The organism is Lentzea waywayandensis (assembly GCF_900115955.1).
Taxonomy (GTDB): Bacteria; Actinomycetota; Actinomycetes; order Mycobacteriales; family Pseudonocardiaceae; genus Lentzea; species Lentzea waywayandensis.
The window spans coordinates 442,747-454,167 of sequence record NZ_FOYL01000004.1; the positions used below are offsets into that span (position 1 = coordinate 442,747).

At 68.4% G+C, this 11,421-nt stretch carries 13 protein-coding genes and 1 tRNA gene; 7 read left to right on the top strand and 7 right to left on the bottom strand.

The features are described from left to right. Positions 1-21 precede the first annotated feature (21 nt). Positions 22-882 carry a S49 family peptidase gene (locus BM417_RS17825; RefSeq protein WP_093594905.1) on the bottom strand — a complete coding sequence of 287 codons (861 nt, stop codon included), beginning with the start codon at positions 880-882 and terminating at the stop codon, positions 22-24. Between the two features lie 98 nt (positions 883-980). On the opposite strand from BM417_RS17825, the gene BM417_RS47815 reads away from it, so the two are divergent. Then, positions 981-1,148, top strand: coding sequence for a hypothetical protein (locus BM417_RS47815; protein WP_166048541.1), 168 nt, complete (start codon positions 981-983; stop codon positions 1,146-1,148). Between the two features lie 211 nt (positions 1,149-1,359). On the opposite strand, the gene BM417_RS17830 is transcribed toward BM417_RS47815, so the two are convergent. Beyond that, positions 1,360-2,622, bottom strand: a complete 1,263-nt coding sequence (locus BM417_RS17830; protein ID WP_093594908.1) for a sensor histidine kinase — start codon at positions 2,620-2,622, stop codon at positions 1,360-1,362. A gap of 111 nt (positions 2,623-2,733) precedes the next feature. Between BM417_RS17830 and BM417_RS17835 the strand changes: the two genes are divergently transcribed. The 3 genes from BM417_RS17835 to BM417_RS17845 are packed head-to-tail and all read left to right on the top strand — an operon-like array spanning position 2,734 to position 5,428. Beyond that, complete coding sequence (locus tag BM417_RS17835; RefSeq protein ID WP_093596154.1) at positions 2,734-3,441, top strand: (Fe-S)-binding protein; 708 nt, start codon at positions 2,734-2,736, stop codon at positions 3,439-3,441. Next, positions 3,423-4,847 (top strand): LutB/LldF family L-lactate oxidation iron-sulfur protein, encoded by a 1,425-nt coding sequence (locus tag BM417_RS17840; RefSeq protein ID WP_093594911.1) that lies wholly within the window; start codon positions 3,423-3,425, stop codon positions 4,845-4,847. Before BM417_RS17835 ends, BM417_RS17840 begins: the two co-directional genes overlap by 19 nt. After that, a complete protein-coding gene (locus tag BM417_RS17845; protein WP_093594914.1) occupies positions 4,844-5,428 on the top strand; it encodes a LutC/YkgG family protein in 585 nt (194 codons plus the stop codon). The genes BM417_RS17840 and BM417_RS17845 overlap by 4 nt, the downstream gene beginning before the upstream one ends. On the opposite strand, the gene BM417_RS17850 is transcribed toward BM417_RS17845, so the two are convergent. The 3 genes from BM417_RS17850 to BM417_RS17860 all read right to left on the bottom strand — a co-directional run bounded on the left by BM417_RS17850 (position 5,421) and on the right by BM417_RS17860 (position 8,151). After that, the gene (locus tag BM417_RS17850; protein WP_093594917.1) at positions 5,421-6,287 is read right to left on the bottom strand and encodes an Fpg/Nei family DNA glycosylase; all 867 of its coding nucleotides are present in this window, start codon (positions 6,285-6,287) and stop codon (positions 5,421-5,423) included. The two genes, BM417_RS17845 and BM417_RS17850, sit on opposite strands and share 8 nt — an antisense overlap. A gap of 15 nt (positions 6,288-6,302) precedes the next feature. Further along, positions 6,303-6,740, bottom strand: coding sequence for a DUF983 domain-containing protein (locus BM417_RS17855; RefSeq protein ID WP_093594920.1), 438 nt, complete (start codon positions 6,738-6,740; stop codon positions 6,303-6,305). A gap of 94 nt (positions 6,741-6,834) precedes the next feature. Continuing rightward, a complete protein-coding gene (locus BM417_RS17860; protein WP_245821979.1) occupies positions 6,835-8,151 on the bottom strand; it encodes a sigma-70 family RNA polymerase sigma factor in 1,317 nt (438 codons plus the stop codon). A gap of 159 nt (positions 8,152-8,310) precedes the next feature. On the opposite strand from BM417_RS17860, the gene BM417_RS17865 reads away from it, so the two are divergent. Next, complete coding sequence (locus BM417_RS17865; RefSeq protein ID WP_093596160.1) at positions 8,311-8,709, top strand: DUF7674 family protein; 399 nt, start codon at positions 8,311-8,313, stop codon at positions 8,707-8,709. 33 nt (positions 8,710-8,742) lie between these two features. Continuing rightward, positions 8,743-8,818: transfer RNA gene (locus BM417_RS17870), tRNA-Gly, on the top strand. An 88-nt stretch (positions 8,819-8,906) separates the two neighbouring features. Here BM417_RS17870 and BM417_RS17875 read toward each other — a convergent pair. Further along, positions 8,907-9,812, bottom strand: coding sequence for a S66 peptidase family protein (locus BM417_RS17875; protein WP_093594923.1), 906 nt, complete (start codon positions 9,810-9,812; stop codon positions 8,907-8,909). 123 nt (positions 9,813-9,935) lie between these two features. Between BM417_RS17875 and BM417_RS17880 the strand changes: the two genes are divergently transcribed. Next, positions 9,936-10,364 carry an OsmC family protein gene (locus BM417_RS17880; RefSeq protein ID WP_030480288.1) on the top strand — a complete coding sequence of 143 codons (429 nt, stop codon included), beginning with the start codon at positions 9,936-9,938 and terminating at the stop codon, positions 10,362-10,364. Here the strand turns inward: BM417_RS17880 and BM417_RS17885 are convergent. Beyond that, on the bottom strand, positions 10,339-11,385 hold the full coding sequence (locus BM417_RS17885; RefSeq protein WP_093594926.1) for a cytochrome P450: 1,047 nt from the start codon (positions 11,383-11,385) through the stop codon (positions 10,339-10,341). The two genes, BM417_RS17880 and BM417_RS17885, sit on opposite strands and share 26 nt — an antisense overlap. Positions 11,386-11,421: the final 36 nt, after the last annotated feature.

The following is an 11,421-nucleotide window of genomic DNA, read 5'->3' on the forward strand; positions in this document are numbered from 1 at the left end:
CCTGTGAAACCGAACTGATGCTCACAGCCCGAATCGGGACCAGCGAGCACGTTCCTCGACGCTCGCGAGCACCTGTGCCACGAGATCCCCCGATCGGGTGGACGCGCCGGTCAGTCCGAGCTTGGCCAGCAACGGCCTGCGCGGCTCCGCGATCGTGAGCTCGGCGTCCGGAAAGCGCTTCGCGATGACGGTGCGGATGGTGCCGATGCCGTCGACCAGCCCGAGTTCCACGGCCTTGCTGCCGGTCCACACCTCACCGCTGAAGAGGTCGGCCTCGGTGCTGAGCTTGGCACCGCGGCGTTCGGTGACCCACGTCCTGAACTGGTCGTGCAGATCGGAGTGCAGCGTCTTGAGCCACTCGACGTCCTCGGGCTTCTCGGCCTGGAACGGGTCGAGCCGGACCTTGTTCTCCCCGGCCGTGTAGACGCGGCGTTCGACGCCGGCCTTCTCCAGCAGACCGTTGAGGCCGAATCCCGCACTCACGACACCGATGGAGCCCACGAGAGAGGTGCCGTGCGCGTAGATCTCGTCACCCGCGCACGCCAGCCAGTAGCCGCCGGACGCCGCCACGTCCTCGCAGAACGCGAGCACCGGCACGTGCTTCTTGGTGGCGAGCTCACGGATGCGTTCGGCGATCAGGGCGGACTGCGTCGGCGCGCCGCCGGGAGAGTTGATGAGCAGTGCCACGGCGATGAGCCGCTCGTTGTCGAACGCGCGGTTGATGGCCGACTCGACGTTCTGGAGGCTGATCGTGTTGCGCGCGACAGGCGAGGACTGCGGGGTGATGACCCCGTGCAACCGCACCGCGGCGACCACGGGCGGCCGCTCACCCCGGTCCATGACCCTCGGGAGACGGGCCGCGATCTTCTCCGTGACGCTCATGTACTCGACAGTACGTGCGTTTCGCGGACACGCGGGAGCCCAACAGCGCTGTCGGTTGCTCCCGCGTGACCTGGAACACAAGGTGCTAGGTTCGGGCTGTGACGTTCAACCCGATCCGCTGGCTCGAACGGTATGTCGAGTGGTGGGACGACCGGGGCAGACAGAACGCCGCCGGACCGACGCCCATGCACATCTACTGGATGTGGGTGAGCTGGAGCGTGTGCGCCGTCGTGCTGATCACGACTTTGGCTGTGGCAGCACGCTGACCTGGGTGCCTGTCAGCACTTGCAGCTGCTGAACCCCTTGGCGGTGCACTTGATGCAGACGCGGACGCGTTCGGGTGCTTGTTGTTCGTGCACTGGGTGATGGCCTTTGCTCGCGGGCGGCGTCTGTTCTTTCAAACGGCCGGCTGTTCATTGGTCAACACCACAATCGGCAGGATCCACGCCCGGGTTGAGCATGATTGACCCTGCAAGTTCAGGCGCGGACGACTGGTTGCTCCGCCGTCATCGGCTCGTCGGTCATCTGCGACCCGATGTTCAGGTTCGGCAGCACGTTGCGGGCGAACTTCGGCACCTTGAGGATCACCTTCGTGCCCGCGTTCGGGGCTGTCTCCACGACCAACGCGTACTCGGCGCCGAACACCGTCCGCATGCGGTCGTTGATGTTGCCGATGCCGACGTGCGCGCCGGTCTGGTGGGCGTCCTTGATGTCGTCTAGGCGGTCGGGGTCCATCCCGACGCCGTCGTCCTCGACGCTGATCAGGGCCTCGTTGCCGTTGTCCTCGGCGGTGATGGTGAGCATGCCGCCGCCGGGCTTCTTGGCCAGGCCGTGCCGGACCGCGTTCTCGACCAACGGCTGGAGGACCAGGAACGGCAGGACGACCTGGAGGACCTCGGGGGCGATGCGCAGCCGGACGTTCAGGCGCGAGCCGTAGCGGGCCTGTTCGATGGTCAGGTAGCGATGGATGTTGGTCAACTCATCGGCGAGGGTCGTGAACAAGCCGTCGGTGCGGAACGAGTAGCGCGTGAACTCCGCGAACTCCTGCAGCAGCTCACGGGCGTGCGACGGGTCCGTGCGGATCAGCGACGAGATCGTGTTCAGCGCGTTGTAGACGAAGTGCGGCGAGATCTGGGCTCGCAGGGCCTTCACCTCGGCCTGGGCGAGGGCCTGGCGCTGCTTCTGGACGACCTCGAGTTCGAGCTGGGTCGAGACGAAGCGGGCGGTCTCCTCGGCCATGCGGATCTGGCGCTTCGACGCGACGCCGGAGACCACGATCAACGTGCCGGCGACGTCTCCCTCGACAACCAGCGGCACCACGACAACGCTGTGCAGGGAGCACGGGCCCTGCAGCTCGCAGCCGAGCTTGCGGTGGTCGACGTGTTCCTTGTGGCAGTTGTTGATGGCACGGGCGACCGTGTCGCGGAGGTACTCGTAGTGGTCGTTCGCACCGCCGTCCCACGAGAGGACGGTGCCCTCTTCGTCGGTGATGGCGACCGCGACGCACCGCAGCATCTCGCGCAGGTGGGGCGTGGCCTTGTCCGCGGCCTCCTGGGTCAAGCCCGCGCGGAGGTCGCTCGACGCCTTGGACATCCGGTCGAGCATGTCCATCACAGCATCCTCGACGGAGGTGCTGACACGTCGAGCGCGGCACAGCATCACGAAGAGGCCCAGAACGGCCAGGGTCGCGATGACGCCGAGCACAGCGCGCTCGGTCAACAGGTCGCCCACGGTGCACATGCTGTGCTGTGGGGCACCCCTATAGCAAGAGGCGCGCCCGGCGTACCCCCGTACGGTCCACCGATCCGGGTAGACATCCGATGAATTTGGGGAGAGGGTGTGCGCGTGAAAGTGGCTCTGTTCGCGACCTGCCTGACCGACACGTTCTTCCCGGAGACGGCCCGGGCTGTCGTGCGTCTGCTGGAGCGGCTCGACTGCACGGTCGAGTTCCCGCTCGACCAGACGTGCTGCGGCCAGATGCACTTCAACACCGGCTACCGGGAACTGTCGAAGCCGTTGGCACGCAAGTACACCGACGTCTTCGGAAGCTACGACTACGTGGTTGCGCCATCCGGGTCATGCGCGGGCATGGTCCGCGAGATCCATCCCACGCTGGGTGAGTCTCCGCCGCGCACGTTCGAGCTCGCGGAGTTCCTCGTCGACGTGCTCGGCGTGACCGACGTCGGCGCCTGGTTCCCCCACCGGGTCACCTACCACCCCACGTGTCACTCGCTGCGCATGCTGGGGGTCGGCGACAAGCCGTTGGCCCTGCTCAGGGCCGTGAAGGCACTCGATCTGGTGGAACTGCCCGACTCGACGCAGTGCTGCGGCTTCGGCGGCACGTTCGCGGTGAAGAACGCCGAGACGTCCACGGCGATGCTCGCGGACAAGATGCGGTGCGTGCTCGACACCGGCGCCGAGGTGCTGTGCGCGGGCGACAACTCCTGCCTCATGCACATCGGAGGTGGGCTCTCGCGACTGCGCACGGGCGTCCGGCCGGTGCACCTGGCGGAGATCCTGGCTTCGACGGAGGAGGACCCGTGGCGCGCAACCCCGTGACGTGGCTGGGCAGCCCGACGTTCCCCAAGGCCGCCAAAGAGGCGCTGAACGACACCCAGTTGCGGCAGAACCTGCGCAAGGCCACCGGGACCATCCGGGGGCGCAGGGCGGCCGCGGTCGCCGAGATGACCGACTGGGAGATGCTCAGGGTCGCCGGCGAGCAGATCAAGGACGACGTCCTGGCGCGCCTCGACACGTTGCTCGTGCAGCTCGAGGAGTCGGTCACGGCGCGCGGAGGCGTCGTCCACTGGGCCCGGGACGCCGAGGAGGCCAACCGGATCGTGCTCGACCTCTGCCGGGCCGAGCAGGCGACGGAGGTCGTCAAGGTCAAGTCCATGGCCACGGCCGAGATCGGGCTCAACGAGGCCCTCGAAGCCGGTGGCGTGCAGGCGATCGAGACCGACCTCGCCGAGCTGATCGTGCAGCTCGGCGAGGACCGGCCGTCGCACATCCTGGTGCCCGCGATCCACCGAAACCGCTCGGAGATCCGCGAGATCTTCCAGCGCCGCATGGGGGTCGAGGTCTCCGACGAACCGGCGGACCTCGCCGAGGCGGCGCGTGTGTACCTGCGGCAGAAGTTCCTCACCACCAAGGTCGCCATCTCGGGCGCGAACTTCGCCGTCGCCGACACCGGGTCGATCGTGGTGCTGGAGTCCGAGGGCAACGGCCGGATGTGCCTGACGCTGCCGGACACCCTGATCACCGTGATGGGCATCGAGAAGCTCGTGCCGTCGTGGCAGGACCTCGAGGTCTTCCTGCAGCTGCTGCCCCGTTCGTCCACGGCGGAACGGATGAACCCGTACACGTCGGTCTGGACCGGCGTGACCCCTGGCGACGGCCCGCAGAACTTCCACCTCGTGCTGATCGACAACGGCCGCACCGCGACGTTGACGGATTCCGTCGGTCGCCAAGCACTTCGGTGCATTCGCTGCTCGGCGTGCCTCAACGTCTGCCCGGTCTACGAACGCACCGGCGGCCAGTCGTACGGCTCGGTCTACCCCGGCCCGATCGGCGCGATCCTGACGCCGCAGCTGATGGGCGACCTGCACGACCCGCTGGCGGCCTCACTTCCTTACGCCTCTTCACTTTGCGGCGCCTGCTTCGAGGTCTGCCCGGTGCGGATCGACATCCCGTCCGTTCTCACTCACCTGCGCGCCGAGGTCGTGGAGGCCAAGGGACGCACGGCGGAGTCGGTCGCGATGTCCGCCGCGGCGTGGATCTTCAGGGAGGCCTCGCGCTACGAGAAGGCGCAGAAAGCCGGTTCCCTGGCCCGATTCCTGGCGAAGGACGGCAAGATCACGTCGCTGCCGTGGCCGGGGTCGAAGTGGACGTCCTCCCGCGACGTGCCCGCACCGCCGTCCGAGTCGTTCCGCGCCTGGTGGAGGAAGAACCGTTGCCAAGAATGACCAATACAGCCGCACGAGAAGAGATCCTTCAGCGCATCCGCAGCGCACAGGTGCCGGCGGCGGTACCCGTTGTCCGCGGCTACAACCAGAAGGGCCCCGGCGGCGTCGAGCTGTTCGCCGAACGGGTCGCCGACTACCGCGCGATCGTGCACACCGTCACGAACGTCCCCGAGGCACTGGAAGCCTTGAAGGGCAAGCGAATCGTCGCGCCGGAAGGCGTTCCGGACGAATGGCTGATCGACGGCGTCACGTGGCTGCGCGAGCCGTTGTCGATCGACGAGCTCGACCAGGCGGACGGCGTGCTGACCGGATGCGCGGTGGCCATCGCGGACACCGGCACGATCGTCCTCGACGGCAGCGAGGCCCAGGGACGCCGCGCGCTCACGCTGCTCCCGGACTACCACCTCTGCGTGGTCCGCCAGGACCAGATCGCGGCCTCGGTGCCGGAAGCGCTTCAGCTGCTGGAACCCACCCGGCCGCTGACGTTCATCAGCGGGCCGTCCGCGACCAGCGACATCGAGCTCAACCGGGTGGAGGGCGTCCACGGCCCCCGCACCCTGGAGGTTCTGATCGTCATTTGAGCAGGCGGGACAACCGGCGGTCGGCCAGCGGCTTGCCGCCGGTCTGGCACGTCGGGCAGTACTGGAAAGCCTTGTCCGCGAACGACACCTCACGAACCGTGTCGCCGCACACGGGACACGGCAGGCCGGTGCGTGCGTGCACCCGCAACCCCGACCGCTTCTCGCCCTTGAGCCGCGCCGCGTCCTGACCGACGGACCGTGCGACCGCGTCGGTCAGGGTCGTCAGCATCGCCTCGTGCAGGTGGTCGAGCTGTTCGGCGTTCAGCTTGCCCGTCGTCGCGTAGGGCGAGAGCCGGGCCATGTGCATGATCTCGTCGGAGTAGGCGTTGCCGATGCCCGCGATCAGGGTCTGGTCGGTCAGGGACGTCTTCAGCCGCTCGGTCCGCTTGTCGAACAGGTCTTCCAGCTGCGTGCGGGTGATCCCCAACGCGTCGGGGCCCAGCCTGGCGACGCTCGGGATGGTCTTCGGATCCCGCACGATCCACGCGGCGAGACCCTTCTTCGTGCCCGCTTCCGTCAGGTCGAACCCAGGCCCCTGGCCGGGCGGGCCGAGGTGCACGCGCAACGCCAGCGGTCCGCGGCCCTGCTTGGGCGGCGGCGCGGACATGTTGTCCGCCCAGCGCAGCCAGCCGGCGCGGGCGAGGTGCACGACCAGGTGCAGGCCGTCGGCGACTTCCAGGTCGAGGTGCTTGCCGTGCCGGTGCGCGGCCACGACCTCCTGGCCGTGCAGCGCGGTCCACGGCGGGTCGAACGTCTTGAGGACCTGCAGGGACGCCACGTCGACGCGGTGCACCACACGGCCCACCGCGTTCTCACGCAGGTGGTGGACCAGTGCTTCTACCTCAGGTAGCTCGGGCACCGGACCAGTGTCGCATCAGTCGACGGGTTGCAACGGACCTTCGACGTCCGGCAGCGAGTGCATCTCGATCGTGCGGGCGACCCTGGAGGCCTCCTGGCGCACCGCCATCGGACCGCGGACCGACCCGATCCACCGCTCGGGTGGCAGCTCGTCGGCCGTGGCCTTGCTCTCCGCGACCAGCGTGTGCGGGCGGCGCAGCGCCCAGCGGACCGGGAAGAAGGCGAACAGGAAGATCAGCGCGAGGATCAGCCAGGCGGGGACCACGACCTGCTCCGGCGTCCAGGCGATCAGCACGACCACCATGACGGCGAGCATGCCGCCCATCATGATGCCGGGCAGGACACCGCCGCTGACGTCGTGTTCGAAGTCGTCGGACTCCACCGGGTTGCGCCACTCGATGCGGCTGTGGACCGTCCACATCCGCCCGTCAGCACCGCGCACCAGCCGCGTCATGTACCCGTCTCCCACGCTCGGTCGGTCTTGGACAAACCGTACCTGGCGGAGGCAGAGCCTTGTGGGTGAACTCGGCTGAGCTTGATCGTCACCGTCAGTTTTCGATGGCCGGTTTCGGGTAAAGCGTGATCGTCGTGGCCGTGGTCTGCGGCGACGACCACGGCTCGGAAGGCGGCGTCGGCGGTTCGGAGGACGACGACGGCGTGTCGAGCGACGTGATGTCACGCGTCGTGGTCACGGCTGAGCTGACCACCTCGGACTTCTCCGACGACGCCACGACCTGCTCCGCCCGTTCCACCGGCGGGTCCTGGCGCTGGTCGCTGGTCGGCACCGGCACGGACGTCGTCCTGCGCACCGTCTCCTGCCGCTGCCCGCCGCCGGGGTTGATCACGTTCTCCTGCGGCTTCTGCTGGTGCCCCTCGGGCGGCGGCTGGGCCACCACGAGTCCCTGGCTGTGCTCGGAGCTCGCCGAACCGGACGTGTTCATGGCGACGACCGGGTTCTGGTCGGGCTGGAGCACGGCGACACCGGGGCCGCCGTTGAACACCGCGGCCATCGTCCCGAACAGGCCGATGGTCGCCACGCTCGCCGCCGCGAAGGCCAGTTTCGCCTTCGTGAGGAACATCTTCCCGGCGAACGCGAGCCCGAGCGTGGTCGGCACGATCAGGAACGCCGAGTTGGCGCGCAGCGTCGCGCAGACCTCGTTCAGCTCGGTGTAGAGCTGCGTGCAGGCGGAACAGGTGTCGAGGTGGGCGCGGATCCGGCGTTCCTCGACGCCCTGGACCCCGCCCGCGGTGTAGGTGCCGAGCTTCGAACGGATCGCCGCGCACGACGAACGCCCGTCGTCAGCCGCGAGGTGGGCCTGCAGGTACGCCGCACGCAACCCCTCGCGCGCACGGCGGGCCAACGCCGACATGGCGTTCGGCGAGAGTCCGAAGTGCGGTGCCACGGTGGCGGGGCGTTCGCCCTCCACCTCGACGCGCCACAGCACGACCCGCCAGCGTTCCGGCAGGCTGGAGAAAGCCCTGGTGATGAGGTTGTGCTCGGCCCGGCTGTTCGCGTTGTCGCTCACCGGCTCGACGCGCCGGCCCAGCTCCTCGTCCTCGACGGGCACGTCCCGGCGCCGTCCGCTCCACTCCCACGCGACGCGGCGGGCGACGGTCAGCAGGTACGTGCGGACGTGGTCCGTGGGACCGCTGCCGCGGCGAATCGCCTGCAGCATGCGGAAGAACGCCTCAGCGGTGAGGTCGTCGGCCTCAGCCGCCTCACGGACGTGCCTGAGAGAGAAACGGCGGATCGCGTCCGCATGCCGGGAGAACAGTTCGCCGTAGGCCGAGTCATCTCCCTCGCGCACTCTGGCGAGCAGGTCCCGGTCGACCTCGTTCTCGTCGACCATCACAGGCTTCAACATGCCACAAGGGGCCAGACCTGCTCCTCGATGAGAACAGGTCGATATACAAGACCATCCGTTCGGCGTGGGCTGATCAGCGCAACGCATTCGGTGACAGGACGGTCACAGGTGGGCGTCGGCCCGTCGGCGCGACAAGATCCAGCGACTATCGTCACGACCGTGGTGGACTGGCGAGAACGCGCCTCGGCCCTCGTGCCGGAACTTCGGGCTGTCGCCGAGACCGAGGAGTGGTCCTGCCACGTCTTCTTCTCCGAGCTGTACCAACTGGCCCAGGAAGCGCACCGCGAGCAGGCCGACGACGTGCTCCGGCGCGCGTACGGCTTCGCGCACTGGTGCTTCCACCAGCCAGAGCAGTTCCTGGAGAACGCGGCGTTGATCAGCTTCTACGAGCACGTGTTCGACGACTGGGACCTCCGCGAGGAGGTGGCCGCGTGGCTGCCGGTCGACGTGCTGCCCAAGGTGCGGGCGCTGTGGGAGTGGCGCTGGCCGAAGGAGCAGTTGGACGAGGTAGATCAACTGCTGGCCGGTTTGGAACCCCCCTCGCAAGATGCCGTTTAGGGCCTGTTGTATAGTTCTCTCCCGTAAGGCAGTGCGGATGTAGCGCAGTTGGTAGCGCATCACCTTGCCAAGGTGAGGGTCGCGAGTTCGAGTCTCGTCATCCGCTCCACGCATAGGCGGCTCATGCTCATGGAGAGCATGAGCCGTTTGCGTTCCGCCATTATTTTGGGGGGACGACCCCCCAAGCCCCCCGGCGATCACTTCACGGCAGGGTCGGTGGTGAGCGTGCCCGCGTCGGCATCCAACTCGGCCATTGGTCCAAGCGCGATGGACAACGGGTTGTCACCGTGGCCGACGTCGATGCCGCCGAGCACCGGCACCCCCAAAGGCTCCAGCCGGTCACGCAGCACGTCGAGGACGGTCCAGTCGCGGTCGGTGTAGTCCTCGAACCCCGGGAACCGGCCGAGCGCGACCCCGCGCAGTCCCCGCAGCGAGCCCGACCGGATGAGTTGCGTCAGCTGCCGGTCGACGTGTCCCAGCCCGACAGCGCGCGGGGCCTCCAGGAACAGGATCGCGCCATCCAGGTCGGGCAGTCCGGCGCCCACGGACCAGGCGAGGGTGCCGAGATGCCCGCCGACGAGGTTGCCCGTGGCCACACCACCTACCCGGACGGCCGCCGTGAGCGCCTCCGGGTCGCGGTGCAGCACGGCGGGTTCGGTCTCCATCAGCAACGACCGCGTCGAGGCCGCCGAGCGGGCGCCGTCCAGGAAGCCGTGGATCCCGGCGACGCGGCAGTGCCGCCACAGGGCCAGGTGCAGGTTGGTGATGTCGCTGAACCCCACCAGCGGTTTGGGGTCGGCCCGCACGGCGGCGAAGTCGAGGTCGTGGGCGATGCGGTAGGCGCCGGCGCCGCCTCGGGCGGCGATCACCGCCCGCACTCCGGGATCGCGATAGGCGTCGTCGAGGTCGGCCAGCCGGTCGGAGTCCCGGCCCGCCAGGTAGCCGTGGCGGTCCAGCGCGTGCTTGCCGACCTCGACCACCAATCCCCAGCTCTCCAGCACTCGCACGGACTCGCCGAGCGCCTCCTCGCTCGGGTAGCTCGCGGGTGACACGAGACGAACACGATCTCCGGCCACGACACGCGGTGGCAGCACGACGTTCACACGACAGACTTTCGCAGTCCCGTCGAGTGGTTCTCAGGGTGATCTCCGAGCCCACCCGTGAAAGGGTGGTCCTGTCGCTCGCATCACCCCGATCGAGCCTGTTCGACAAAGGACCTGGAGATCATGGCCATCAAGCAGACGGCAAACGCTCACTGGGAAGGCTCCCTCGTCGAGGGCAAGGGAAACGTCAGCCTCGCCACCTCCAACAGCGGCAGCTTCGACATCGACTGGAAGGCGCGCGCCGAGGAGGCGGGCGGCAAGACCAGCCCCGAGGAGCTCATCGCCGCCGCGCACTCGGCCTGCTACTCGATGGCGCTGTCGCACGGCCTGACCGGCGCCGGCACGCCGCCCACCTCGATCGACACCAAGGCCGAGGTGAGCTTCCAGGCGGGCGTCGGCATCACCGGCATCCACCTGACCGTCCGCGCCAACGTGCCCGGCCTGTCCCAGGAGGACTTCGTCACGGCCGCCGAGGGCGCCAAGGCGAACTGCCCGGTCTCCAAGGCGCTCGCGGCCGTCGAGAACATCACCCTCGACGCTGCCCTGGTCTGAATCGCAGTGCCGCGGGCCCGTGACTGATCAGGTGCCTGCGGTAGCGCACGTCGCCGGGCTGCTCGGCCACCTCGGACGAGCGGTCGAGCAGCTCTTCGGCGACGATCCGGCCCTCCAGCTTCGCGAGCTGGGCGCCGAGGCAGTAGTGCGGTCCGTGCCCGAAGCCGAGGTGGCCCGGCACGGACGGCCTTCCCGGGTCGAAGTCCTCGGTGAACACCTTCGGGTCGCGGTTGCCCGCCGCGTAGTCGAGGAACAGGTGGTCGCCCTCGGCGATCTTCACCCCGCCCATGCTCACCGGGCACGTCGCCGTCCGGAAGAAACCGATGAACGGCGTGTCCAGGCGCACGACCTCCTCGACCACGCCGCCCAGCCGGCGTTCCTTCGCGTCGAGTCTCAGGAACGTGCTGGCCAGCATGTTCGTGGTCGAGTCGGTGCCGGCCACGACGACCGCGAGGCACAGCGACAGCCGCTCCTGCTCGGACAGCTGCCCACCGCGGAACGCGTCCGAGCGGGCGAAGTAGGCGCAGAACTCGTTCATCCCCGCGAAGTACGACCCGAGCACGCGCTCGCTGACCTCCTCGCCGCTGGTCAGTTCCAGCACCGGCGCCACGAACTCGCGGAACAGCGGGAAGTCCGCCTCGGGCACGCCGAGCACGTCGCCGACGACGCCCAGCGCGAACGGCGCGGCGAACTCGCTGACGAAGTCGGCCTCTTCCGGTAGTTCGTCGAGCAGAGTCCTTGCGCGTTCCCTAATTGTGTCAGCCATTTGGCGCACGGCCGTTGGAGTGAATTTCTGATTCGCCGCTGCACGAATTCGGGCGTGCCTGGTGCCGTCCGCCGCGTTGAGTGAGGACATCAGTTCGAGCAATCGCCGCTGCTCCGGCGGCATCATCGCCGCCACGGCCGCGACCTGCGGACCTGTCATGTTCCGGGAGGAGAACGTCACCGGATCAGCCAGCACGGCACGCAGGTCGGCGTATGCGGTGACGCGCTGGGCGTTGATTCTCGGGTCGAATTCCATTGCGATATCTTTGCGCGGTTCCAGCCTTTGTCGGGG

Bases quoted from the DNA above. Each gene is read 5' to 3' on its own strand.
- BM417_RS17825 (WP_093594905.1), bottom strand. From the start codon at position 882: ATGAGCGTCACGGAGAAGATCGCGGCCCGTCTCCCGAGGGTCATGGAC.
- BM417_RS17830 (WP_093594908.1), bottom strand. From the start codon at position 2,622: ATGTGCACCGTGGGCGACCTGTTGACCGAGCGCGCTGTGCTCGGCGTC.
- BM417_RS17845 (WP_093594914.1), top strand. From the start codon at position 4,844: ATGACCAATACAGCCGCACGAGAAGAGATCCTTCAGCGCATCCGCAGC.
- BM417_RS17855 (WP_093594920.1), bottom strand. From the start codon at position 6,740: ATGACGCGGCTGGTGCGCGGTGCTGACGGGCGGATGTGGACGGTCCAC.
- BM417_RS17860 (WP_245821979.1), bottom strand. From the start codon at position 8,151: ATGTTGAAGCCTGTGATGGTCGACGAGAACGAGGTCGACCGGGACCTG.
- BM417_RS17880 (WP_030480288.1), top strand. From the start codon at position 9,936: ATGGCCATCAAGCAGACGGCAAACGCTCACTGGGAAGGCTCCCTCGTC.
- BM417_RS17885 (WP_093594926.1), bottom strand. From the start codon at position 11,385: ATGGAATTCGACCCGAGAATCAACGCCCAGCGCGTCACCGCATACGCC.